Annotated in this window: 27 protein-coding genes and 1 pseudogene; 18 read left to right on the top strand and 10 right to left on the bottom strand. The window is 66.4% G+C overall.

What is annotated here, in order from left to right:
- The first annotated feature begins 24 nt into the window (after positions 1-24).
- The gene (locus ACQCSZ_RS14095) at positions 25-303 is read left to right on the top strand and encodes an SHOCT domain-containing protein (RefSeq protein ID WP_427004378.1); all 279 of its coding nucleotides are present in this window, start codon (positions 25-27) and stop codon (positions 301-303) included.
- Between the two features lie 574 nt (positions 304-877).
- Here ACQCSZ_RS14095 and ACQCSZ_RS14090 read toward each other — a convergent pair.
- The 5 genes from ACQCSZ_RS14090 to ACQCSZ_RS14070 form a co-directional block, all read right to left on the bottom strand.
- Entirely contained in the window at positions 878-2,482 is a 1,605-nt protein-coding gene (locus tag ACQCSZ_RS14090; RefSeq protein WP_427004377.1) for a radical SAM protein, read from the bottom strand.
- Positions 2,479-2,841, bottom strand: a complete 363-nt coding sequence (locus tag ACQCSZ_RS14085; protein WP_427004376.1) for a hypothetical protein — start codon at positions 2,839-2,841, stop codon at positions 2,479-2,481. The genes ACQCSZ_RS14090 and ACQCSZ_RS14085 overlap by 4 nt, the downstream gene beginning before the upstream one ends.
- Complete coding sequence (locus tag ACQCSZ_RS14080; protein ID WP_427004375.1) at positions 2,838-3,596, bottom strand: prolipoprotein diacylglyceryl transferase; 759 nt, start codon at positions 3,594-3,596, stop codon at positions 2,838-2,840. Before ACQCSZ_RS14080 ends, ACQCSZ_RS14085 begins: the two co-directional genes overlap by 4 nt.
- A gap of 249 nt (positions 3,597-3,845) precedes the next feature.
- Entirely contained in the window at positions 3,846-4,289 is a 444-nt protein-coding gene (locus tag ACQCSZ_RS14075; protein WP_427004374.1) for a VOC family protein, read from the bottom strand.
- Between the two features lie 287 nt (positions 4,290-4,576).
- On the bottom strand, positions 4,577-5,044 hold the full coding sequence (locus ACQCSZ_RS14070) for an SRPBCC family protein (RefSeq protein WP_427004373.1): 468 nt from the start codon (positions 5,042-5,044) through the stop codon (positions 4,577-4,579).
- A gap of 331 nt (positions 5,045-5,375) precedes the next feature.
- Here ACQCSZ_RS14070 and ACQCSZ_RS14065 point away from each other — a divergent pair, with 331 nt between their 5' ends.
- The 11 genes from ACQCSZ_RS14065 to ACQCSZ_RS14015 all read left to right on the top strand — a co-directional run bounded on the left by ACQCSZ_RS14065 (position 5,376) and on the right by ACQCSZ_RS14015 (position 13,644).
- Positions 5,376-5,762, top strand: coding sequence for a tautomerase family protein (locus ACQCSZ_RS14065; RefSeq protein WP_427004372.1), 387 nt, complete (start codon positions 5,376-5,378; stop codon positions 5,760-5,762).
- A 124-nt stretch (positions 5,763-5,886) separates the two neighbouring features.
- Positions 5,887-6,150 carry a type II toxin-antitoxin system Phd/YefM family antitoxin gene (locus tag ACQCSZ_RS14060; RefSeq protein ID WP_427004371.1) on the top strand — a complete coding sequence of 88 codons (264 nt, stop codon included), beginning with the start codon at positions 5,887-5,889 and terminating at the stop codon, positions 6,148-6,150.
- Positions 6,113-6,412, top strand: a complete 300-nt coding sequence (locus ACQCSZ_RS14055; protein ID WP_427004370.1) for a type II toxin-antitoxin system RelE family toxin — start codon at positions 6,113-6,115, stop codon at positions 6,410-6,412. Before ACQCSZ_RS14060 ends, ACQCSZ_RS14055 begins: the two co-directional genes overlap by 38 nt.
- Before the next feature lie 213 nt (positions 6,413-6,625).
- On the top strand, positions 6,626-7,576 hold the full coding sequence (locus ACQCSZ_RS14050) for an ABC transporter ATP-binding protein (protein ID WP_427008346.1): 951 nt from the start codon (positions 6,626-6,628) through the stop codon (positions 7,574-7,576).
- Positions 7,569-8,438 carry an ABC transporter permease gene (locus tag ACQCSZ_RS14045; RefSeq protein WP_427004369.1) on the top strand — a complete coding sequence of 290 codons (870 nt, stop codon included), beginning with the start codon at positions 7,569-7,571 and terminating at the stop codon, positions 8,436-8,438. The genes ACQCSZ_RS14050 and ACQCSZ_RS14045 overlap by 8 nt, the downstream gene beginning before the upstream one ends.
- Complete coding sequence (locus tag ACQCSZ_RS14040; protein WP_427004368.1) at positions 8,435-9,247, top strand: ABC transporter permease; 813 nt, start codon at positions 8,435-8,437, stop codon at positions 9,245-9,247. The genes ACQCSZ_RS14045 and ACQCSZ_RS14040 overlap by 4 nt, the downstream gene beginning before the upstream one ends.
- Before the next feature lie 153 nt (positions 9,248-9,400).
- Positions 9,401-9,961, top strand: coding sequence for a hypothetical protein (locus ACQCSZ_RS14035; protein ID WP_427004367.1), 561 nt, complete (start codon positions 9,401-9,403; stop codon positions 9,959-9,961).
- A 10-nt stretch (positions 9,962-9,971) separates the two neighbouring features.
- Positions 9,972-10,805: an exodeoxyribonuclease III gene (locus ACQCSZ_RS14030; RefSeq protein ID WP_427004366.1), complete on the top strand. Its 834-nt coding sequence runs from the start codon at positions 9,972-9,974 to the stop codon at positions 10,803-10,805.
- Positions 10,806-10,825: 20 nt separating this feature from the next.
- Positions 10,826-11,869 (top strand): tryptophan--tRNA ligase, encoded by a 1,044-nt coding sequence (gene trpS, locus ACQCSZ_RS14025; protein ID WP_427004365.1) that lies wholly within the window; start codon positions 10,826-10,828, stop codon positions 11,867-11,869.
- Between the two features lie 4 nt (positions 11,870-11,873).
- Positions 11,874-12,512, top strand: a complete 639-nt coding sequence (locus ACQCSZ_RS14020) for a 2'-5' RNA ligase family protein (RefSeq protein ID WP_427004364.1) — start codon at positions 11,874-11,876, stop codon at positions 12,510-12,512.
- Complete coding sequence (locus tag ACQCSZ_RS14015) at positions 12,463-13,644, top strand: YihY/virulence factor BrkB family protein (protein WP_427008345.1); 1,182 nt, start codon at positions 12,463-12,465, stop codon at positions 13,642-13,644. Before ACQCSZ_RS14020 ends, ACQCSZ_RS14015 begins: the two co-directional genes overlap by 50 nt.
- Here ACQCSZ_RS14015 and ACQCSZ_RS14010 read toward each other — a convergent pair.
- The 5 genes from ACQCSZ_RS14010 to sdhC all read right to left on the bottom strand — a co-directional run bounded on the left by ACQCSZ_RS14010 (position 13,607) and on the right by sdhC (position 18,117).
- Positions 13,607-14,371, bottom strand: coding sequence for an alpha/beta hydrolase family protein (locus tag ACQCSZ_RS14010; RefSeq protein WP_427004363.1), 765 nt, complete (start codon positions 14,369-14,371; stop codon positions 13,607-13,609). The genes ACQCSZ_RS14015 and ACQCSZ_RS14010 overlap by 38 nt on opposite strands.
- Before the next feature lie 103 nt (positions 14,372-14,474).
- The gene (locus ACQCSZ_RS14005) at positions 14,475-15,257 is read right to left on the bottom strand and encodes a succinate dehydrogenase iron-sulfur subunit (protein ID WP_211877531.1); all 783 of its coding nucleotides are present in this window, start codon (positions 15,255-15,257) and stop codon (positions 14,475-14,477) included.
- A gap of 1 nt (position 15,258) precedes the next feature.
- Entirely contained in the window at positions 15,259-17,058 is a 1,800-nt protein-coding gene (gene sdhA, locus ACQCSZ_RS14000) for a succinate dehydrogenase flavoprotein subunit (RefSeq protein WP_427004362.1), read from the bottom strand.
- Between the two features lie 177 nt (positions 17,059-17,235).
- The gene (locus ACQCSZ_RS13995) at positions 17,236-17,733 is read right to left on the bottom strand and encodes a succinate dehydrogenase hydrophobic membrane anchor subunit (protein ID WP_427004361.1); all 498 of its coding nucleotides are present in this window, start codon (positions 17,731-17,733) and stop codon (positions 17,236-17,238) included.
- Between the two features lie 3 nt (positions 17,734-17,736).
- A complete protein-coding gene (gene sdhC / locus ACQCSZ_RS13990; RefSeq protein WP_211877534.1) occupies positions 17,737-18,117 on the bottom strand; it encodes a succinate dehydrogenase, cytochrome b556 subunit in 381 nt (126 codons plus the stop codon).
- Positions 18,118-18,375: 258 nt separating this feature from the next.
- Here sdhC and ACQCSZ_RS13985 point away from each other — a divergent pair, with 258 nt between their 5' ends.
- From ACQCSZ_RS13985 to ACQCSZ_RS13960, 6 genes and pseudogenes are all read left to right on the top strand, one after another.
- Complete coding sequence (locus tag ACQCSZ_RS13985) at positions 18,376-19,509, top strand: mannose-1-phosphate guanylyltransferase (RefSeq protein ID WP_211877535.1); 1,134 nt, start codon at positions 18,376-18,378, stop codon at positions 19,507-19,509.
- A gap of 141 nt (positions 19,510-19,650) precedes the next feature.
- On the top strand, positions 19,651-20,850 hold the full coding sequence (locus ACQCSZ_RS13980) for an amidohydrolase (protein WP_427004360.1): 1,200 nt from the start codon (positions 19,651-19,653) through the stop codon (positions 20,848-20,850).
- Between the two features lie 196 nt (positions 20,851-21,046).
- A complete protein-coding gene (locus ACQCSZ_RS13975; RefSeq protein ID WP_427004359.1) occupies positions 21,047-21,496 on the top strand; it encodes a MarR family winged helix-turn-helix transcriptional regulator in 450 nt (149 codons plus the stop codon).
- A gap of 118 nt (positions 21,497-21,614) precedes the next feature.
- Positions 21,615-22,046 carry an organic hydroperoxide resistance protein gene (locus ACQCSZ_RS13970; protein ID WP_427004358.1) on the top strand — a complete coding sequence of 144 codons (432 nt, stop codon included), beginning with the start codon at positions 21,615-21,617 and terminating at the stop codon, positions 22,044-22,046.
- Complete coding sequence (locus ACQCSZ_RS13965; protein WP_427004357.1) at positions 22,043-23,086, top strand: NADP-dependent oxidoreductase; 1,044 nt, start codon at positions 22,043-22,045, stop codon at positions 23,084-23,086. Before ACQCSZ_RS13970 ends, ACQCSZ_RS13965 begins: the two co-directional genes overlap by 4 nt.
- Before the next feature lie 353 nt (positions 23,087-23,439).
- Positions 23,440-23,718: pseudogene (locus ACQCSZ_RS13960) on the top strand (ABC transporter permease); the annotation flags it as partial.
- Between the last annotated feature and the right edge of the window lie 3 nt (positions 23,719-23,721).

The raw sequence follows: 23,721 nt of genomic DNA, 5'->3' as shown, positions 1-23,721 counted from the left end.
TGGACAACTGACATGATTGCTTCAATGACCGCGGCAACCGCCGACGTCCTCACCGCCTACGGGCCCTGGCGCGACGGCGGGTTCTCGCCCTGGTTCCTGCTGTTCCCGCTGTTCTGGATCCTCGTGATCGGCCTGGTGATCTTCATCGGCCGGCGCACGTGGCGCTCCAACCGCCGCTGGGCCGCGTCGCAGGGCGGCGAAAGCGTGCTGCGGGAACGCTATGCCCGCGGGGAAATCGACGAGAACGAATACCGCAAGCGCCTGCAGGTGCTGCGCGGGGACACGAAAGGCGACACGAAATAGGCCGGCGTGGGCCGGGGGATCCGCTGGGTGTCACTTTTCGAAGTCGTCTGCACGGAATGTCCAGAGTCGTCTGCACGCCTTCTTGCTGGTATGGGCGGAGGGCTTTAAGACACGTTTCCATAGGCTCTGTCTTCGTTGAGGAGTCTTCGGCGATGCGACCGCACACTGCTGTTGGTTTAAAAGCCGAACAGTTGAGCTGCCAGCGAATATATCCCCCACAACCCAGCCGCTAACAGGATGCCCAGGTAGGCCAAGACCAGCCTCGTATCGCGGAGGTAGCAGTTCGACCTCGTCAGGCCCCTCCGGCGTGCTTTCCAGTAACCAACGAAGCCGACTGCAGCGAACACGGCCAGTGCCACCGGACCGGCTGCCCAACCCAGCAGGGCAATGGTTGCGAAGATGCAGAGCCGCAGCGGATCGAAGGTCGGCGGGGACTGCGGATCCGTTTCAGGGTCAGGCCTGTGTCCGTGCCGGGCTGCGTGCTTGGAGCGCACCAGCTGCGACGGCAATGGCCCGGCTGCAATACGCCGGGCGTCAGAAGCGGAACTCATCATTCCTCCGTATCGCTGGCTACTCAGATCTGGCGGACTGGGAGAATCCGTGTGCCCGTGGCTGTGCTCATTCGTTGCCTGGCCAGGGCCGGCCACGCCTGAACAGCGCAGAACGGAGCGCACTGGTGAGCGCCGGCATCGCTCTTTGTTCCCACATGGACGCAGCACTGGGTGAGCCGTTCCTCGATCATGGTCGAAATGTCCATGAACGGCTTGACCATGATGCGGGTGATCCGTTCGGCGAGAAGCCTGCGCAGCCGCTGTTGTTGGCCCGGGAGCTTGCCGGCAGCCAGTGTGGTGAGTGTGCCGATGCCGAGGTCGCACTGGGTGCAGATGTTCTTCCAAAGATCCATTGTCCGCGGGTGGGACAGCGAGGACTGCTCGCTTAACAGGTCCAGCAGGGAGGACTTCATGAGGTTGCGCAGTTCGAGCGGGATCACGCTGTCGGCGATGCGGTTGGCGATGCTGTCAGGATTGAGTTCCAGCCAGGCGAGCAGCTGATCGTGTCCGATGAGGGCTGTCAGCGAACGCCAGACCCCTGAGTCGTCCTTCAGCATGTAGCCCACGGAAGCGCAGTGCGGATGTGAGCACGGGAGTGCTGTCAGGTCGTGCCATGAGACCACCCCTCCGGTTTGCTCCGCGAGCCGTTCCAGCACGCCTGTGTGGGTGAGCCTGTCCGTGGGGTCGATGCCGTGGCCGCGCCCTGAACCGAACACCGGCTGAAGCGCAACCCCACCCACGAACGGGGTTTCCAAAGCCCTCATGACGACGGCGCCGACCTCACCGTCGTTGACGCCCAGTGTCGCTGTCATCGTCAGGGTTGTGAAAACACCTGCCTCGGACAGGCGCGCGATGGCCATGTCTTTGAAGCGGGTCAGATCTCCGCCTCGGTGGTGGATGGATGCTTCTTTGGACGGGCCGTCGTATTGGAGGTATACCTCCACGCGGTCCCGGTGCCTGGCCAGCAGTGCGAGGAGTTCGTCGTCGGTGGCCATTAGCATGCCGTTGCTGTTCACCATGATCCGGACGATCGGCCGAGCGACGAGCTCATCCAGAAGTTCGGACAGATGGGGATAAAGGGTCGGCTCGCCGCCGGAGAGCATCAGCACGTCCAGCCGCCCGTTTTCGCGGGCAAGCCGGATGTCGATATTCGCGAGTACCTCGCTGAGCGGTGCGACTCCCTGCAGTTGGGGGCCGGAGGCCGTGAAGCAGGTGGGGCAGCGCAGGTTGCAGTGCTCGATGATGTCCTGCAGGAGGATGCACGTGTGCTGCGTCTGCATGGCGGGCAAACCGTATGCGTAGGCCTCCGGTACCTGGCGGTAATTGCCGGCCTGGTCCGGGATGTGTTGCTTGGTCGGTGCCCGCCACTTCTCCAGGTAGCGCAGGATTTCCGGGGACTCGTCGTACAAGGTGCTGATGAGGCCGTGGTCCGGGCAGCCGCGTTCGAGCCAGACCCGGTCATCGCGGATCAGCAGCGCGCCGGAGAGGCGTCGCACCTGCGCGAGCGGGGGGTTTGTCTCGTGGCAGCGGGGACAGAAGGCTGTGACGTATCGGTGGATGCGGTCCCCGCGCAGCGGCTGTCCGGGGCCGGGCAGCGCCTGCTGGGAAGAGAACGGTGACGGATTCATCTCAGGCCTCTCATCTGCGCGAGGAATCCGACGCAGATCCCACCGCCGAGCAGGGTGAAGATTCCCAGGCCCATGAGCAGTCCCGCACCCAACCGGGACGTGCGTGGCCGGACCGCCAGCACAATGGCTATCGCCAGATAGACGGCGATTGGTATGAACGCTGCAGGCCCGGCGAGGAAGGTCTTGTAGCCTTCATCCGGAGCGATACCCCTTGTTGTCCCGAAATAGAGGGCATAAAGGGCAGGAGCCCCTAACAGGATTCCAAGCACCATGAGGCCGAGCCCTGGTGCAGAGGGCGGCTCCTCTTCTCGGGGCGGTGGCAGTGGGCTCCAGGCTTCTTCGGGGTTGTCCTCGCTCATGCCACTCTTCTTTCCAACTTTGGGCGGAGTGGTTTCCCGAAGACCCGCAGCATCCGCCAGAACAGCAGGGGGAGAACCATCAAGAGGAACCATTGGGGTCGGCTCATCCCCAGCCAGAGCACCTGGTTGCCGCGGACGAATTCGACTCCGAACCGGAACAAGGCGTAGGAAGTCACGTAGCAGATGAAGAGGTCGCCAGGATGAGGCAGGCGGTCACGATAGCGCCACATGAGCACGAATGCGGCCACATGGAACAGGATTTCATAGGCAAAGGACGGGTGGAGCCCTACCCCGGGTGGTCCGCCCAACATCGCAGCCTGCCCGGGCGTGAGCGCTATCCCCCATGCTCCCCCCGTCGGGGTGCCGGGCAGTTCCGTGAGGAGACAGCCGACGCGCCCGATGACCAGCGCCAAGGCGACGGCGGGCGCAAGCAGATCCCCGGTGGATTCGCGGTAACGTGTCAGCCGTTTACCCAAATGAACGCCGAGCCACGCGCCCACAAGGCCTGCGAGGATGCTGCGGTCGCCGTTGCCCCACCAGTCCGCCAAGGAGACCTGCCGGGAAAAATCCCATGTGAGGACCCTGGAGCCGATGGCCCCGAAGGCGACAGCGAAACCGGCAATGGGCCACAACCGTGGGTCGGACAGACGGCGCCGGCGCTTCTCATAGGCGTAGAACAGCAGGGCTGCGAGGATTCCCAGCCCTAACGCGCCGGCGTGCACCAGCCCGTCTCCCGCGAAGGGAAGCCCGATCATGAGCAGAGTGTAGCAGTGCCCCTGCAGGGCCTTTCCGCCGGCGCCCGGTACTACATGTGGGCGTGGAGCCGCCGCGCGGCTTCAGATATCGACCGGCCGGGACGGTCACTTCCGGCTGTGAGCAGCTCCCCAAGATGTCTCGCTCGGCGTTGGTCGACGGGTGAATCCTGGTCGAGCCCAGTCTTCGAGGACCCTTGCGACGTAGCCGGAGGCGGGGTCACCGGTGAGGTCGGCGCCGCTGAAGACAGGTCAGCCGATCCGCTCGGCCAGGGACACGATGATCCCCTCTGGACCGCGCGCGTAGGCCATGCGCCAGAGGTGCTCGTACTGGCCGATGTCGCCGACCAGCCCGTAGCCGTCCGCGGCCAGCCGGTCGACCGCCGCCTGGAGGTCGTCGACCTCGAAGGCGACGCTGCGCAGCCCCAGCTCGTTGGCCATCGCGGCGGGCGATCCGGGCTGGTGGTCGGGCCGGACGAAGCTCGAGAGCTCCAGCCGGGTACCTCCGTCGGGCGGCCGCAGCATGACGATCTCGGTGCGGGAGTCGGGGATGCCGATGACCGTGTCCAGGAACTCGCCCTCCACGAACATCCGCGTGCCCTCGACCTCGAGACCCAGCCCGACGAAGAACGCCGTCACCGTGTCGAGGTCCGCAACGGTGATACCGATATGGTCGAAACGTCGTACATGTGACATTGGGGTCCATCCTCCGGTGCTGTGACTGCTAGCTTCGTTTGGCGGTGATTTCCAACTTCAAGATGGCGGTCTGGGCAGTCCCTGTAGCCGATCCACATACGGATTTGGTTCGGTTATCCGAATGGGTGAACTCCCTTGGTGCCTTTGGCGGAGTAGGTCGCTATTGCCCCGATGGCCAGACCCAAGCCGTCACTGAGCACGAGCAGTCGGCCCGCAAAGCTTCTCACCGCACCGTCGGAGCGCAGGACAGGGACCCCGGTACCCCGGATGAATAGTCATGACCGGGTTTAACGCTCGACGTATGCGGCGAGGTTCGCCAGCGAGGACGCGAACCCGGCCGCGTGATCGTCCGCGGAGATGCCGCTGGGAACGTTGTCGGCTCGGATTTCCACCAAAGTTCCAGCCCCGACTGTGGCGACGTCCCAGGTCATGGTCATGGTCATGGTGCCGGCGTACTCCGGGTCGTCGGAGACGAAGTCCACCGCCTGCACAACCCGCACGCCGGGGACCATGTCAACGAAGCGAGCCTCGACAATGTCGGAATCCGCTGTTGCCTTGCCGCGGGCGGTCGATGCCTCTGTATACGTGAGCACCATCCGGTAGGAGCCGCCCGGTCGGGCGTCGAAGCGCTCGAATCTGCCAGTCATTCCGTTCGGCGGCAGCCACTCCACAAGCGCATTCGGATCGATGAAAGCGGCATAGACTCGTTCGAGCGGCGCCGCAACCACCCGGGAAGAAGTGTCCGTCCGTGCCATGGCAGACATTGTATGATCGCTGGTCCCACCGCTTCAATGCTCCGTCTGCAGGCAGCTCTCACGGACCCCCGCAAGCGTTTCTGCTGCGCGCATGTCGCGTCTACCTTGATTCTCATCATTGGGCCGTCTGTCCGATTGAGGTTCGGCTTACGCGACACCGAAGCTGCCATTCCCAACTGTGAATTAACCGCCATTCTCAACCAACAGTCATACGCGGCTATCGAGATCCGAAAATTTTGAGTGGCGCTTGCACCGGTGGGGGACCGGCTTGCGGGCTTCAGATTCATGTGTGCTCGCACGACGCGCATTGAGTGACCTGCGAAACTAAGGCATGGCTCAAATCATTGTCTACGGTCACAAAGCGGCGCTCGCTCCTCGTATCTCTTCACTGTCCGACGCGATCCACGCGGCGGCGGTATCAGTCCTCCAACTGCCGGTTGAGAAGCGATTCCACCGTTTCATTACCCTGGATCCCGACCAGTTCATCACGCCTTCGGATCGTTCGATCGACTACACCATCGTCGAGGTCAGCATGTTCGAGGGCCGCTCGACGGCTACGAAGAAGGACTTCATCCGCCAACTCATCAGTAATGTTGCGGCTGTCGGCGTCACTCCGAACGATCTTGAAATCACAATCACCGAGACGCCTCGTGCGAGCTGGGGCATTAGGGGAGTGCCTGCTGATGAGCTCCAGCTGAACTACTCAGTGGACGTCTAAGCACACGGGAGAATTTGTTGTCCTTCGAGCGTTCTCCAAATGGCGAAGCAGGCGCAACGGTCGGGTAGCGGGTACAACGAACATGCGCCTCGACATGGATGACGCTAAAATGTACAATTTAGCCATGACAAGTATTCCCGCCACTGAGGCGCGTCAGAAATGGGCGCAAACGCTCGACCTCGCCCATCACGAGCCGGTGACCATTACCCAGCATGGCCGCGACAGCGTGGTTCTGCTTGATGCCGCTGTGGCCAGGCGGGCCTTGGCTGCCTTAGAGGATGCGCAGGACGCGGCGGCGGCCGATGCGGCGCGTTTGGAGATAGAAGCTGGCGAGGCGAGCATCCCACTTGATGAGATCGCCCGTGAGCTGGGTATCGAGCTTGGCTGACGAGTACGTCGTCGAGTTATCCCCGGCGGCAGCTCGGTCCCTTCGGAAGCTGGGTCGACAAGCGCAACGACGTATTCTCGGCGCCCTGGTTCTTCTTCGCGAAACGCCGCGGCCACCGACTGCGAAATCGCTGGTCGGCCATCCGGGCTATTTGCGTGTGCGCACGGGTGACTATCGAGTCGTGTACACGATCGAGGAACGAAAGCTCCTGGTCCTGGTGCTCGCGCTCGGTCACCGACGCGAGGTCTATCGGGACCTCTGAGCGATGCGAAGAGGCGCCAGATCGAGTGTTCATGGAACGGAGTCTCCGGCCTGAACTGCACAGCGCGACGCGCGGCCCCCTGCGGACAGGAGCTGACACCAAGATCATCCGGCGGCCAGGCGGCCAATTTCCCGGCGCCGCGCGCCCTTTCCTTGTTCGAACGCTGCTACTAACGTGGTGCGGGTGGCTGAACTCCAGTCGAAAGCATCCCCCGTGGGCAGGCCCTCCGGCACCGGGCCGCCGCAGTATGTCATCACCGCCGGGAACCTGACGAAGCGCTACGGCGACGTCGCCGCCGTCGACGGTATCTCCTTCCGCGTGGCGGCCGGGGAGGCCTTCGGGCTGCTCGGGCCCAACGGCGCCGGGAAGTCCACCACGATGAAGATGATCGGCGGGGTCTCCCGGCGGACCTCCGGCAGCCTGAGCGTCATGGGGCTGGATCCGGACCAGCACGGGCCCGAGGTCCGCGCCCACCTGGGCGTCGTGCCGCAGCAGGACAACCTGGATGAGGAACTCCGGGTCCGGGACAACCTGCTGGTCTACGGACGCTACTTCGGCCTGCCCCTGAGCTACCTGCGGCCCAAGACCGACGAACTGCTCGAATTCGCCCAGCTCACGGACAAGGCCAGGTCCAGGGTCGACGCGCTCTCCGGCGGCATGAAGCGCCGCCTCACCATTGCCCGCGCCCTCATCAACGAGCCCCGGATCCTGCTGCTGGACGAGCCCACCACGGGCCTGGACCCGCAGGCCCGGCACGTCCTCTGGGACCGGCTGTTCCGGCTCAAGGAGCAGGGCGTGACGCTGATCCTGACCACCCACTACATGGACGAGGCCGAGCAGCTCTGCGACCGCCTGATCGTGGTGGACAAGGGCACGATCATGGCCGAGGGCTCACCGGCGGCCCTGATCCGCGAACACTCCAGCCGGGAGGTCCTGGAGCTGCGGTTCGGCTCGGACCGGAATGCGGGCATCGGCGCCGAACTGGCGGGCATCGGCGAACGGGTGGAAACCCTTCCGGACCGCGTGCTGATCTACGCCCACGACGGCGAAGCCGCCCTCGAGCAGGTTTCCGCCCGGGGACTGCGCCCCCTGGCGTCCCTGGTGCGCCGCTCCTCGCTCGAGGACGTCTTCCTGCGCCTGACCGGCAGGAGCCTCGTTGACTGAGCCAGCCCGGAGCGGATATGCCCCGCCCGCGCACGCCGCACCCCTGCACGCCCACGCGCCCGCCGTCTCGGCGGCCCGGGCGCGGCGGTGGGGGGCCTTCTACTACGCCGAGCAGGTCCTGCGGGTCATGAAGGGCTACGGCTGGACCATCATCATGTACGGCGTCGGGCAGCCGGTGGCCTACCTCTTCGCCATGGGCGTAGGCCTGGCCACGCTGGTCGAGGCCAACGGCGCGCCGGGTTTCGGCGGCGTCAGCTACCTGGTGTTCATCGCCCCGGCCCTGCTGATCTCCGCCGCCGTCATGACGGCCGCCAGCGAGTTCACCTTCCCGGTGATGGACGGCTTCAAATGGCGCCGGGTCTACTACGGCCCGCACGCCTCGCCGCTGACCCCGCAGCAGATCGCCGCCGGGCAGATCATCGCCGTCACCGTGCGCTTCGTGCTGCAGTCGGCTCTCTTCTTCGCCGTCATCGCGCTGTTCGGGGCGGCCCCCGGCGGCTGGGGCGCGGTCTCGATCCTCGTCGCGACGCTGGCCGGGCTGTCCTTCGGGCTGCCCCTGATGGCCTACGCGGCGTCGATCACGGACGACAAGGGCCAGTTCGCCATGGTCATGCGGTTCGTCGTCACCCCGCTGTTCCTCTTCTCCGGCACGTTCTTCCCGCTGGACGCCCTGCCGCCCGCGGTGCGGTGGATCGGCTGGATCTCACCGATCTGGCATGGAACCCAGCTGGGCCGGGTCTTCACCTACGGCTACCAGGAGCCCCCGCTGCTCACCGCCGCCCACCTGGTGTTCCTGCTGGCCCTCGGCGCCGCCGGCTGGACGCTGACCAGGCGGCAGTTCGCCCGGCGGATGGGCCCATGAGCGTCACGGAGACCGCCCGGAACCGCCGCTTCGGGACGCTGTACTCCCGCAACGTGCGCGCCGTCGTCGGGCGTGGCCTGATGGCCACGAAGAGCAGCAACGCGCTGGTCATGCTCTCGGGTTTCTTCGAACCCGTGCTCTACCTGATCTCCATGGGCGTGGGCCTGGGCGCCATCGTCGGCCCGGTGCAGGGGCCCGGCGGGCAGGAGATTTCCTACGCGGCGTACATCGCGCCGGCGCTGCTGGCCGTCTCGGCCATGAACGGCGCCGTCTACGACTCCACCTGGAACGTCTTCTTCAAGATGAACTTCGCCAAGCTGTATCAGGGCATGCTCTACACCTCGCTCGGGCCGCTGGACGTCGCGATGGGGGAGATCTTCCTGGCCCTGCTCCGCGGGCTCCTGTACGCCACCGGCTTCACCGCGGTGCTGGGCCTGATGGGGCTCATCACGACGCCGTGGGCCGTCCTGATGATTCCGGCCTCGGTCCTGATCGCGTTCGGCTTCGCGAGCCTCGGGATGGGCATCACGAGCTTCATGAAGACGTTCCAGCAGATGGACTGGATCAGCTTCGTGATGCTGCCGATGTTCCTGTTCAGCGCCACGTTCTACCCGCTCAGCGTCTACCCGCAGCACATCCAGTGGCTCATCCAGGCCATGCCGCTGTGGCACGGGGTGGAGCTGCTGCGCCAGATCAGCGTGGGGGTGTTCAGCCCGGCCACCGCGTTGCACATCGGCTACTACCTGGTGATGATCGCCCTGGGCATCCTGCTCACCACGGGCCGGCTGCGCGCGCTCTTCCTGAAGTAGGGCGGCGCCCGGACCCCAACTGGCTAGCAGTAGTTGTCGTTTTGAGCACCCAAAACGACAACTACTGCGAGCTAGTTGGGATGGACGGCGGCAGCGCGTTCGCCCGGGGTGGAAGCGTCCGGCGGCGGGGGCCGCGTTTGAGACAATGGAGTCATGCGAACTCTGGGCAGCCTCAACTCCTCGTCCAAACCGGCCAAGGGCGGGTTCTCCATGTTCCGGATCAGCGGGCCCGGCATGATGGTCTTCATCATCGCGTTCCTGGTCGCCGTCATCTTTGCGGCCAACCAGAACGACGTCGTGGGCTGGGTCGTTGCGGTCATCGCCGCCTTCTGGCTCGCGCTGGCATCCTTCGTCGTCTTCAGCATCCAGAAGGCGGCCAAAAAGGCCGGAGCCAAGCTCAACGAGGCGCAGAACGCGTTCAACGCGGCCACCGGCCGGGCGCCGTCGACGGCCAGCGCCGATCACGGCGGCACCCGCCTCGTGGGGGTGCGCCGCGAAGCGGACGAGGTCCGTGACCTCAAACTTGACCATTCGTTCAAGATCGTCCAGGTCCAGGCCCGCGTCGTCGAGGACGAACGCGCCAAGGGGGCGGCCGCGGACCAGGACACGATCCGCCGGGCCCTGGAGACCATCGCCATCACCGCCACCAACGCCCGCGACATGATCAGGTCCGGCGGCGCCGACGAGCCCGTGGCCGGAACCATCATCGACTAGAGTGGATCGGGTGATCTCGGCATTGAAGAAGGACCACCTTCGCATCGCATCAGTCAACGTCAACGGTTTGCGCGCCGCCTACAAGAAGGGCATGGCGGAATGGCTGGAGCCCCGCGGGGTGGACATCCTCTGCCTCCAGGAAGTCCGGGCACCGGATGCGATCGTGGCGGAACTCCTCGGTGAGGGCTGGTACATCCTGCACGCCGAAGCCGAAGCGAAGGGCCGCGCCGGCGTCGCCATAGCCTCCCGCGACGAGCCCCTCGCCACCCGCACCGGGATCGGGGACGACTACTTCGCCACCACCGGCCGCTGGGTCGAAGCTGACTACACCGTCCGGAACGCCGAGGGCCAGGCCTCCCAGCTGACGGTCGCCAGCGCCTACGTGCACTCCGGTGAGACCGGCACTCCCAAGCAGGAGGACAAGTTCCGTTTCCTCGACGTCATGGTCAGCCGGCTGCCCGAGCTGGCCAAGCACAGCGACCACGCCCTCGTCGTGGGCGACCTCAACGTCGGCCACACCGAACTGGATATCAAGAACTGGAAGGGCAACGTCAAACGTGCCGGCTTCCTTCCCGAGGAGCGCGCGTATTTCGACCGCTTCTTCGGCGAGGACATCGGCTGGAAGGATGTCCACCGGGGCCTGGCGGGCAACGTCGAGGGCCCCTACACCTGGTGGTCGCAACGCGGCCAGGCCTTCGACAACGACACCGGCTGGCGCATCGATTACCACCTGGCCACGCCCGACCTCGCTGCTGCCGCCGTGTCAGCCGTCGTCGACCGGGCACCGTCCTGGGACACGCGCTTCTCCGACCATGCCCCGCTGGTAGTGGACTACCGGCTCTAAGCCCTGAAGGTTTTCACATCATGACGACTCCGACCACCCCTGGTACCAAGAAGCGCATCCTTTCGGGAGCGAAGCCCACCGCGGATTCCCTGCACCTGGGAAATTACATCGGTGCTGTCCGCAACTGGGTGGACATGCAGTCCGAATACGACGCCGTGTTCTTCATTCCCGATCTCCACGCGATCACCGTGGACTTCGAGCCGTCCGAGCTGGCCAAACGGACCCGCGTTGTCGCCGCCCAGTACATCGCCGCCGGCATCGACCCGGACAAGTGCATCTTCTTCGTGCAGTCGCACGTGCCCGAGCACGCGCAGCTCGCCTGGGCCCTGAACTGCATCACCGGATTCGGCGAAGCCTCCCGCATGACGCAGTTCAAGGACAAGACCCAGAAGTCCGGCGCCGACGCGGCAACGGTGGGGCTGTTTGCGTATCCCACGCTGATGGCCGCCGATATCCTGCTGTACCAGACGGATCTGGTTCCGGTGGGGGAGGACCAGCGGCAGCACCTGGAGCTGACCCGCAATCTGGCCCAGCGCTTCAACACCCGCTTCGGGCACACGTTCACCGTCCCGGAGGCCACCATCCTCAAGGCCACCGCCAAGATCTACGACCTGCAGAGTCCCACCGCCAAGATGTCCAAGACCGGCGGGTCACCCAACGGGTCCATCCAGCTGCTGGAAGACCCCAAGATCGCGGCCAAACGCATCAAGTCCGCCGTCACCGATACCGGCACGGAAGTCCGCTTCGATGCCGAGGCCAAGCCCGGGGTGTCCAACCTGCTGACCATCTATTCCACGCTGACCGGCAAGTCGGTGCCGGACCTTGAAACCGAATACCAGGGCAAGATGTACGGCCACCTCAAAGCGGATCTGGCGGAGGTGATGGTGGAGTTCATCACGCCGCTGCGGAACCGCACCAACGAGCTCATGGCGGATCCGGCAGAGCTGGACCGGCTGTTGGCCCGGGGCGCCGAGCGTGCCCGCGAAATCGCCGCAGTGACCCTCAGCCAGGTCTACGACCGCATGGGTTTCCTGCCGTCGCTGAGCCTCGCGGGAGTCCACTAGGCCGATGTCCTCCGTCAGCAAAGTGACCGCAGACGACACCGGCCGGGCGACTGCCCGTGGCGCGGGCCCCCGCCCGGACGGGCAGGCCCGCAGCGAGGGCATCAGCATCGGCGTGATCCTGGGGTTCCCGCCGGACATTGCCGAGGAACTCCAGCGCTGGCGTGCCTCGTTCGGGGACCCCATGGCCGGCGTCATCCCGGCACACATCACGCTCGTCACCACCACCCTGACCCAGGACTGGGAGGCGACCTGCCGCCACGTGCGGGAGATCGCCCGCCGGCAGCCGCCGTTCACCGTCACCATCGCCGGCACCGGGTCCTTCCGGCCGGTCTCCCCGGTGGTCTTCCTCAACGTCGACGACGGCTTCGAAGACTGCGTCAGCCTGCACCGGCAGCTCCAGGCCGGGCCGCTGGAGAGCGAGTTGCCCTTCGCGTACCACCCGCACGTCACGGTCGCCCATGACGTGGCGCCGGAAAGCCTCGATGAAGCCGAAACCGCGCTCAAGGATTACCGGGCCACGTTCCCGGTGGCTAGCATGGGACTTTACGAGCACGACGACAACGGCATCTGGCAGCTACGGGAAGAGCTTGACTTTGGCACCGAACCTGACGACGACGGCGGCCGCGCCACCGGCGCCTGCTGAACCTCCCCTTCCCACCGACCTTGCCCTGCTGAAGCGCGAAGTCATCCGGAAACGGGTCGACTGGGGCAGGGCCCGCCGCTCCGGCGGCGGACCGCTGGCCACCCTGCTGCCGCTGGTCCAGTGGCTCCTCGCCCGGCTCAACGCGTTCCGGCCCATGCGGGCCTTCCAGCACTACAACCTCCGGCACGGCCCGCTGATGAGCGCCGGCATCGGCTTCAGGATGTTCTTTTCGATCACGGGCCTGCTGGCCACCGGCTTCTCCGTCGCGGGGCTGCTGCTGCGCGGGCAGCCCGCCCTGCTGGACCGGATCATCGGCTCCGTCGATTCCAGCGCCCCCGGCCTGTTGAAGGTCGACGGCGGTGAGGGCCTGGTTGACCCGCAGGACCTGCTGAACCCCAACGGCCTCGGCTGGGCCGCCGTGATCGCCGCGGCGGTGACCCTGGTGACCTCGCTCGGCTGGATCGACGGCGTGCGCGACGGACTGCGCGGCGTGATGGGGCTGGGCCCGCGGAAGCTGAACCCGGTCCTGGTCAAGCTCCGGGACCTCGGTACCCTGGTGCTTTTGGGCCTGGCCCTGGTGGTCAGCGCCGGCGCCTCGCTCGTGTTCGGTACGGCGGCCGGCTGGGTCACCGAACAGTTCCGCCTGGACCCCCTGGTGGCCGGACCGCTGGCCACCTCGATCAAGATTGCCGTGCCCTTGCTGCTGGGCTGGTGCACGGCACTGATCATGTTCCGGCTCGCGGCGGGGCTGAAGCTGGCCCGGCGGGCCCTGCTGGAAGGCACCATCCTGGCGGCCGTGGGCACCGGTGTGCTGCAGATCTTCAGCGCCGAGCTGCTGGCCGGTGCCGGCCGGAACCCCATCCTGGCGCCCTTCGCCATCATCATCGGCCTGCTGATCTGGTTCAACCTGGTCAGCCAGGTGTACCTGCTCTCCGCCGCCTGGGCCGCGGTCCGCGAGACGGACCTGAAGGCCGGCCCCGCGGCGGCGACGACCGGGTGGGGCGCCCGCCAGGTGCAGCCGGGCAAAACCCCACCCGCGGGTAAACAGTCTGCGGGAAACCAGCCTGCAGGAAACCAGCCTGCTGGCGGTATGTTCAGGCGTCGAGGTACTGGTCGGCCCACGCCGAGATAATCTTCGCGGCCCGCGCTGCCTGGCCCTTGCCGGTCAGCAGGTGGTCGCTGCCCTCGAGCGAGACGAAGCTGCGCGGGTGCCGGGCCGTCTGGAAGATGGTGCTGGCGTTCTCGATCCCCACCGTGTTGTCGGTGGGGGAGTGCAGCACCATGAGCGGCTTGTGCAGGGCCCTGATGCAGTCCGTCAGGTCGGCGTTTTCGAGATCCTCGACGAAGTGCCGCCGGATCTCCACCCGCTTGCCGCCGAGGTCGACTTCCGCGCTGCCCTCGCTGAGGATCCGGTCCAGCGCAGCGTCGAAGACGTGGGCCACGTGCTTGGGCGAGAAGGGGGCGCCCACGGTGGCCACGGCGTCGAGCTCCGGGATCAGGCGGGCGGCCGCCAGGACCGCGGCGCCGCCGAAGGAATGCCCCACGAGCAGCGCGACCTGCCGGCCCGTGGCTCCCATGAATTCGGCCGCCTTCACGGTGTCCGCCACCTTGTGGCTGAAGGACCCCTCCGACCACAGCCCGGCGGACTCGCCCAGGCCCAGGTTGTCGAAGCGGAGCATGCCCACCCCGTTGTCCGCCAGCGCCTTGCACATCCGGGACGCCGCGGGGCTGTCCTTGCCGAGCGTGAAGCCGTGCGAGAACACGCCCCAGCCCTTCACCTTCCCTTCGGGGACGTCGATGATGCCGGAGAGCAGTTCACCGGTGGAACCGTGGAATGAGACTTTTTCGGAACGGGACATGGCGGCCCTTTCATTTATTCGGATTACGACGACGGCGCCCCCACCCGGAAGGTGAGAGGCGCCGTCGTCGTACTGCTTGTGCCTAACTTGGGGAGTGCGGCCGTCAGACCTTGCGGGACAGGATGGCCTGCTTGACCTCGGCGATCGCCTGCGTGATCTGGATGCCGCGGGGGCATGCCTCGGTGCAGTTGAAGGTGGTGCGGCAGCGCCACACGCCTTCCTTGTCGTTGAGGATCTCCAGGCGCATGTCGCCGGCGTCGTCGCGGGAATCGAAGATGAAGCGGTGCGCGTTGACGATTGCCGCCGGGCCGAAGTACTGGCCGTCGGTCCAGAACACCGGGCAGGACGAGGTGCACGCGGCGCACAGGATGCACTTGGTGGTGTCGTCGAACCGCTCGCGGTCCTCGGCGGACTGCAGGCGTTCCTTGGTGGGCTCGTGGCCGCGGTTGACCAGGAAGGGCATGACTTCGCGGAAGGACTGGAAGAACGGCTCCATGTCCACGATCAGGTCCTTCTCCACCGGCAGGCCCTTGATGGGCTCGACGGTGATGGGCTTGGACGTGTCCAGGTCCTTGAGCAGCGTCTTGCAGGCCAGGCGGTTGCGGCCGTTGATGCGCATGGCATCGGAACCGCAGACGCCGTGGGCGCACGAACGGCGGAAGGAAACACTGCCGTCGAGTTCCCACTTGACCTTGTGCAGGGCATCGAGGACGCGGTCGGTCCCGTACATGGTGACCTTGAAGTCATCCCAGGTGGATTCCTCGGAGACCTCGGGGTTGTAGCGGCGCACGCGCAGGGTGACGTCGAAGGACGGGATCTCCCCGCCGCCTCCGATGTGGGCGGGCAGTTCGATCTTGGAGGCTGGCTCAGCAAGTTCAGCGGTCATCTTAGTACTTCCTCACCATCGGCTCGTAGCGCGTAAAGACAACCGGCTTGGTGCCAAGCCGGATCCCCGCAATGCTCTCCGCGGAACCGTCCGCGGGAGCATGCTCATCCTTGTACGCCATGGAGTGCTTCATGAATTTTTCGTCGTCGCGCTCGGGGAAGTCCTCGCGGAAGTGTCCGCCGCGGGATTCCTCGCGGTGCAGGGCCGCCACGGTCATGACCTTGGCCAGTTCCAGCAGGAAGCCCAGCTCCACGGCCTCGAGCAGGTCAAGGTTGAAGCGCTTGCCCTTGTCCTGGACGCTGATGCGCTGGTACCGCTCCTCGAAGGAGGCGATGTCCGTCAGGACCTGGTTCAGCGTGTCGGCGGTGCGGAACACCTGCATGTTGGCATCCATGGTGTCCTGCAGTTCCTTGCGGATCGCAGCGACCTTCTCGGTGCCGTCGGAGGTGCGGACGTGGTCCAGCAGGTTCAGCGTGTAGCCCTCCGGATCGGCGGGGAGTTCCACGTAGTCGGCGGTCTTGGCGTATTCCGCTGCGGCGATTCCGGCGCGCTTGCCGAAGACGTTGATGTCCAGCAGCGAGTTGGTGCCGAGGCGGTTGGAGCCGTGCACCGAAACGCAGGCGACCTCACCGGCAGCGTACAGGCCCGGGATGACGGTGTCGTTGTCCTGGAGCACCTCGGCGCTGATGTTCGTAGGGATGCCGCCCATGGCGTAGTGCGCCGTCGGGAACACCGGAACCGGCTCCGTGTAGGGCTCGACGCCGAGGTAGGTGCGGGCGAACTCGGTGATGTCCGGCAGCTTCGCGTCGATGTGCGCCGGCTCCAGGTGGGTCAGGTCAAGGAGGACGTAGTCCTTGTTGGGGCCGCAGCCGCGTCCTTCACGGACTTCGTTGGCCATGGAGCGGGCCACGATGTCGCGGGGGGCGAGGTCCTTGATGGTGGGGGCGTAGCGCTCCATGAAGCGCTCTCCCTCGGAGTTGCGCAGGATGGCGCCTTCGCCGCGGGCGGCCTCGGAAAGGAGGATGCCCAGGCCGGCCAGGCCTGTCGGGTGGAACTGGAAGAACTCCATGTCTTCCAGGGGGATGCCGCGGCGGAACGCGATGCCCATGCCGTCACCGGTGAGGGTGTGGGCGTTGGAAGTGGTCTTGAAGACCTTCCCGGCGCCGCCGGAGGCGAAAATCACGGACTTGGCCTGGAAGACGTGCAGTTCGCCGGAGGCGAGGTCGTAGGAGACGACGCCGGCAACGCGCTTCTGCTTGTACGGCGTGCCGTCCTCGCGGACGGCGTCCTCCTCGACGGTCAGCAGGTCCAGCACGTAGTACTCGTTGTAGAACTCGACGTTGTGCTTGACGCAGTTCTGGTACAGGGTCTGCAGGATCATGTGGCCGGTGCGGTCGGCGGCGTAGCAGGCGCGGCGGACCGGGGCCTTGCCGTGATCGCGGGTGTGGCCGCCGAAACGGCGCTGGTCGATCCGGCCCTCGGGCGTGCGGTTGAACGGCAGGCCCATCTTTTCCAGGTCCAGGACGGCGTCGATCGCTTCCTTCGCCATGACCTCGGCGGCGTCCTGGTCCACCAGGTAGTCGCCGCCCTTGATGGTGTCGAAGGTGTGCCACTCCCAGTTGTCTTCCTCGACGTTCGCCAGCGCCGCGCACATGCCGCCCTGCGCCGCGCCGGTGTGGGACCGGGTGGGGTAGAGCTTGGTCAGTACTGCTGTTCGCGCGCGCTGACCGGATTCGATCGCCGCGCGCATCCCGGCGCCACCGGCACCGACGATGACGACGTCGTACTTATGGACCTGCATACCAGACGCTCTTTCTCTCAAAATTCGCTATAAGACACCGGCCGGCGGAGCCTGGCCGGTGAATTCTCGTGACATCCCGGCCTGCGCTGGGCAGGCAGGGACCGGTTGCCGGAACGGGCCGCCAGCAGATGGTGCTGATCATGCCCGGAGGGGCAGGGGCCCGCTACGGGTGCGCCGTTAAGGCACGGGGCAGAAACCGCCCGGCAGCTGCACACCGTTGACCACGGGGCACGGGTTGAAGGTGAAGATCACCAGGGTGCCGAGGATGATGATGACGGCGGTGGCCGCGAAGAGGACAATCTTCAGCCAGAGGCGGGTGGAGTCCTTCTCGGCGTAGTCGTTGATGATGGTCCGGACGCCGTTGGTGCCGTGCAGCATGGCCAGCCACAGCATCGCGAGGTCCCAGACCTGCCAGAACGGGTCGGCCCACTTGCCGGCGACGAAACCGAAGTCGATCGCGTGGATGCCCTCGCCCACCAGGAGGTTGACGGTCAGGTGTCCGAAGATCAGGACAACCAGGACCACGCCGGAAAGCCGCATGAACAGCCATGCCAGCATTTCGAAGTTTCCCTTGGAGGAACCGCTGCGGCGGTACTGCGGCGCAATGCGCCCGCCCGCCGTGGTCTTCCCGCTGATTTGTCCGCTGCGCGGGGCCTTAATCTCTGTTGCACTCATGGCTTAGTGGCCTCCAAGGGCGAGGGAAAGGTGGCGGATGGAGAAGCCGACCATGACGACGAGCCACAGGGCCAGAACCGTCCACAGCATCTGGCGCTGGTACTTCGCGCCCTTCTTCCAGAAGTCGACGGCGATGATCCGCAGGCCGTTGAAGGCATGGAACACGATCGCTGCGACAAGGCCCGTTTCACCCAGGGCCATCAGGGGATTCTTGTAGGCGCCGATCACGGCCGTGTAGGCCTCGGGCGACACACGCACCAATGAGGTGTCCAGCACGTGGACCAACAAGAAGAAAAAAATCACTACACCGGTAATGCGGTGTCCAACCCAGGACCACTGGCCTTCACGGCCGCGGTACAAGGTGCCAGCTGGTTTTGTCGGCACTGAATAAACCTCCCTGCAACGCAGCGGCGCTGGCATGGGATCCACGCGGGGGGAACGCCTGCTGCGAGAGCACTCAAAAGCTCAAGCCTAAATCTAGGCTTCGCTCACAGCTTATTCAATTCAGCGGGGAGATCGTGACGGCGCCCCGGCGCGGTTTTCATCCAGTTTTGAGACTAACGCCACACCGGCGGACGTTCAAGCGGATCCGGGGGCCAGGTTCACGGGCTATCCGGCGGTGGTCGGCTAAAGTAGGCCGTGATGAGTACAAACAAGATGACAAGCCAGGGTTCACCACTTGACCGTTTCATTGCGGTGATTCCCGCCGGCGGGGTGGGGACCCGCCTCTGGCCGCTGTCACGGGCAGCCGCCCCCAAGTTCCTCCACGACCTCACGGGATCGGGCAGTACTTTGCTGCGCGCAACCTACGACCGGCTGGAGCCGCTCACCGGCCGGCACGTGCTTGTGGTCACCGGAACGGCGCACCGCGCGGCGGTCTGCCGGCAGTTGCCGGAAGTGCAGGAAGCCGATCTGGTGCTGGAAAGCGAACCCAAGGACTCGGGGGCGGCGATCGGACTTGCCGCCGCCATCCTCTACGAACGGGACCCGGACACCATCATGGGCTCCTTCGCCGCGGACCAGGTCATCAGCCCCGACGAGTTGTTCCGGGACGCCGTCCGCGAGGCGATCCACACGGCCGCCGCCGGCAAGATCGTCACCATCGGCATCAAGCCCACCCACCCCTCCACCGGGTTCGGCTACATCCGCTCGGGTGCCTCCCTCAACATCCCCGGCGCCCCCAGTGCCCAGTCCGTCGTCGAGTTCGTGGAGAAGCCCAGCGAGGAAGTTGCCCAGCAGTACCTGGACAGCGGTGAATACGTCTGGAACGCCGGCATGTTCGTGGCGCCGGTTTCGCTCATGCTCAAGCACCTCGAGGCCAACCAGCCCGAACTCTTCGCCGGCCTGCAGGAAATCGCCAAGGCCTGGGACACCCCCCTGCAGGACGAAGTCACGGCCCGCGTCTGGCCGACCCTGCCCAAGATTGCGATCGACTACGCCGTCGCCGAACCCGCCGCCGCCGCCGGCGACGTCGCGGTGGTGCCCGGCGCGTTCCGTTGGGACGACGTCGGGGACTTCGCCTCCGTGGGCCGGCTCAACAGCGCCAAGGAAGTCGACGACGTCACCGTCATCGGCGAGGGCGCCCGGGTGTTCACCGAAAACGCCAGCGGCGTGGTGGTCTCCGACACCAAGCGCGTCATTGCCCTGATCGGCATCAAGGACGTGGTCATCGTCGACACCCCGGATGCCCTGCTGGTGACCACCAAGGAACATTCCCAGCGGGTCAAGCAGGCCGTCGATGCCCTCAAGGCCAAGGGCGACACCGACGTCCTGTAGCAGTGCAGTGGCGCGGCCGGAGCGGTGCCGGAGCCGTGCAAGCACCCTGCCGAAGCCGCCGGGGCGGCCCCGGATGTTCAGGAATCCGTAATGCGCCGTTCGCTATGCCGCTAATCATGGTCCGGTCGATAGAGTTAGTCAGTGCGCAACTACACTACTGAAGCTGAGCCCACCACTCTGGTGGGGCCGTGGCTGGAGCCCCTCCTGCCGGAGCTGATCGCTTTCCGCCGTGACCTGCATGCGCACCCCGAGCTGTCCTTCAAGGAGTTCCGCACCACGGACAGGCTGGCGAAACGGCTCGAGGCTGCCGGCCTGAAGCCGCGCCGCCTCGAAGGCACCGGCCTGACCGTGGACATAGGCGAAGGCCCCATCGCCACCGCCCTCCGGGGCGACATCGACGCCCTGCCCATCATCGAGGAAACGGGCCTGGAGTTCGCGTCGAAGAACCACGGCGTCACCCATGCCTGCGGGCACGACGTGCACACCACCACCATGCTGGGCATCGCCCTGATCCTGCAGCGCATGCACGAGGCCTCACCGCTGGGCGGCTCGGTCCGGATCGTCTTCCAGCCCGCCGAGGAAACCATGCCCGGCGGAGCGCAGGCCTGCATCGAGCAGGGCGTCCTGGAAGGCGTCCCGCGCATCCTGGCCCTGCACTGCGATCCCAGGATCGAGGTGGGCAAGATCGGTACCCGGATCGGCGCCATCACCTCCGCCTCGGACACCATCAAGATTGAACTCTCGGGACGCGGCGGCCATACCTCCCGCCCGCACCTGACCGAGGACCTCGTTTTCGCGCTGGCGCAGATCGCCGTCAACGTCCCGGCGGTCCTCTCCCGCCGCGTCGACGTGCGCAGCGGCGTCTCCGTCGTCTGGGGCCAGATCTCCGCGGGCTCCGCCCCTAACGCCATTCCCGGCAGCGGCTACATGGCCGGCACCATGCGCTGCCTGGACCGCGACGCCTGGCACGGCGCCGGCAAAATCCTCGACGAGGTCGTGCAGCAGGTCGCCGCGCCCTACGGCGTCGACGTCCGCCTGGAACATACCCGCGGGGTCCCTCCCGTGGTGAACTCCGAACAGGAGACCGCGCTGATTGAAGCCGTGGCCCGTGCGGAAATCGGCGAGGGCTCGGTGGTCCTGACACCCCAGTCCATGGGCGGGGAGGACTTCGCCTGGTTCCTCGCGGACATCCCCGGGGCCATGATGCGCCTGGGCACCAGGACCCCGGGCGGGGAAGAGTACGATCTGCACCGCGGAGACTACATCCTCGACGAACGGTCCCTCGGGATCGGCATCCAGGTCCTCACCGCGGCCGCGCTGCGTACCCTCCGCGACCTCTAAGCCGCACCGCGCACCGAACCCACCAAAACCCCCGCGCGCACCCACCCCACCCCGCGCGAACCCACCCAAACCCCCGCGCGAACGTACACTTGGGGCCCCGATTTCGACGATTTCGGGGCCTCAAATGTCCGTTCGGCCGGGGGTGCTGGCACCGGATTGAGTTGTGCACAATTGAATTGCCCGCTACCGTAGGGGGATGACCGATGCTCCCCGCCTCCACTCTCCCCGCCTGAACAGGCAGCTGTGCTTTGCGATGTACTCGGCGTCCCGCGCTGCCACGGCCGCCTACCGGCCCATGCTCGAGGAGCTCGGCCTGACCTACCCGCAGTACCTCGTGATGCTGGTGCTCTGGGAGGAGCAGCCCCGCAGCGTCGGGGAACTGGGGGAGGAGCTGGGACTCGATTCGGGCACCCTCTCGCCCCTGCTCAAGCGACTGGAATCCTTGGGATTCGTGGAGCGGCGGCGGTCCGCCGCGGACGAGCGCCGCGTCGAGGTCTTCCTGACGGACGCCGGCACCGCGCTGAGCACCGGGGCAGCCGGCATCCCGCAGCGGCTTGCGGAGGCGGCCGGACTTTCCGGCGCAGAACTCGACCGGCTCCGGGAGTCCCTGAACCGGCTGACCGCCGCGCTCCAGTCCTCCCGCTGAGGCCAGACCCCGGGCAGTGGGCCGCGTGTGCCTCCCCGGAACCGCGCATTTCGCGTCCAGTCCCCGCGCCTGTCCCGCGCAACAGACCTGTACTTCCCACGCAACAGAACGGAATCCCATGAAGACTCTCTACACGGCAGAAGCACTGGCATCGGGCGAGGGCCGCGACGGCAACGCCCGCACCCGGGACGGCAAGCTCAACGTGACCCTGGCCAGCCCCGTGGAACTGGGCGGCAGCGGGGAAGGCACGAACCCGGAGCAGCTGTTCGCCGCCGGCTATGCGGCATGCTTCCACTCCGCATTGCGCGTCGTGGGACGCCAGGAGCGGGCGGACCTGACGGATTCCGCCGTTGCGGCGAAGATCCACTTCGGCGCCCTCGCTGACGGTGCCGGCTACGGCCTGGCCGCCGAGCTCGAGATCGCCCTTCCCGCCGTCGACCCGCAGACCGCCGAGGCGCTGGTGACCAAGGCCCACCGGATCTGCCCGTATTCCAACGCCACCCGCGGCAACATCACCGTCGACATCACCATCCTGGCGACCGCCGCATGAGCGCCGACACCGCCGCAAACAACCCCACCACCGCCCTCCCCGCGACCACAAGGGAAATCCGGCTGGCGTCGCGGCCGCACGGCCGTCCCGTGCCGGAGAACTTCCGCCTCGCGGAATCCCGGCTGCCTGAACTCCGGGACGGCCAGGTGCTGGTCCGCAACCTCTACATCTCGGTGGATCCCTACATGCGCGGCCGGATGAATGACGTCAAGTCCTACTCCGCGCCGTTTGCGCTGGACGCCGCGCTCGACGGCGGCGCCGTCGGCGAGGTCATCGCGTCCCGGGCCGAAGGGCGGACGGTGGGTGACGCCGTCGTGCATCAGCTCGGCTGGCGGGAGTACGCCGTGGTGGACGCCGCGGCAACCACCCTGGCGCGCACGGACCTGGCCCCCGCCCCGGCCTTCCTCGGCGCCCTGGGCATGACGGGGCTCACGGCCTACGCCGGGCTGCTGAAAGTGGCCGGGTTCCAGCGCGGCGACGCCGTCTTCGTCTCCGGGGCTGCCGGCGCGGTGGGCTCGCTCGTGGGGCAGATCGCCAAGGCCGAGGGCGCTTCCCGCGTGATCGGCAGCGCCGGAAGCCCCGAAAAGGTCGCGCGGCTGCTCGAACTCGGCTTTGACGCGGCGTTCAACTACCACGACGGCCCGGTGCGTGAACTGCTCCGGGAGGCCGCGGGTTCAGAGGGCATCGACGTCTACTTCGACAACGTCGGCGGCGAGCACCTCGAGGCGGCACTCGCAGAACTGAACGTCGGCGGCCGCGTGGCCCTGTGCGGGGCGATTTCCCAGTACAACGCAACCGTTGCCCCGGCTGCCCCGCGCAACCTGGCTGTGGCGATCGGGAAGCAGCTGACCCTCCGCGGCTTCCTCGTCGGCGGGCAGCGGCAGCACGCGGCAGAATTCGCCGCCCGGATGTCGGGGTGGCTGGCCGACGGCACCGTGCGCTACGACGAGACAATCGTGGACGGGCTGGAAAACGCGCCGCAGGCGTTCATCGACCTGCTGGACGGCGCCAACACGGGCAAGATGCTCGTCCGCATCTGACGCCCCGGCCGGCGCGAACGTACACTTGGGGCCTCGATTTCGACGATTTCGGGGCCTCAAATGCCCGCTCGCGCAGACGGCGGCTACCGCCTGGTAACAAGTTCTCAACAATCCGGGAACTTACAGCCGGCTGTGCTGTCTGGACGTGTCCCGGGACACTAGGGTAGCTTCCATCAGAGCGCCGCTCGTCGTAGCGCTACTCTTTCGTCCTGGAGGAAAATTGAAGAACTCACTGCGAGCAATCCTCAAACGCGGTTCCATGGCCGGAGCCGCCACCGCGGGCATGGCCGCTCTTCTGCTGACCGGCTGCGGGTCCGCCCCGTCCGGATCCGGCGCGTCAGGCTCCGCGGCGCTCAGTTGACGCCTTCAGCAAGGACATGTCCGGCGGCCGTGGCTACATCGCGCTGGCTGCCATGATCTTCGGCCGCTGGAATCCCATTGGAGCCTTCCTGGCCGCCCTCCTCTTCGGATTCGCCGACAACCTGCAGAGCATCATCACCATCATCGGGTCACCTGTTCCCAGTCAGTTCATGGCGATGCTGCCCTACGCGCTGACGGTGATCGCGGTGGCCGGACTGGTGGGACGCTCCCGTCCGCCGGCCGCCAGCGGCATACCGTACGTCAAGGGCTGAGCG

The organism is Pseudarthrobacter sp. H2, assembly GCF_050157045.1.
Classification (GTDB): domain Bacteria; phylum Actinomycetota; class Actinomycetes; order Actinomycetales; family Micrococcaceae; genus Arthrobacter.
Note: the sequence above shows the minus strand (reverse complement) of the source record. Positions and strands in the feature narration are given on the sequence as shown.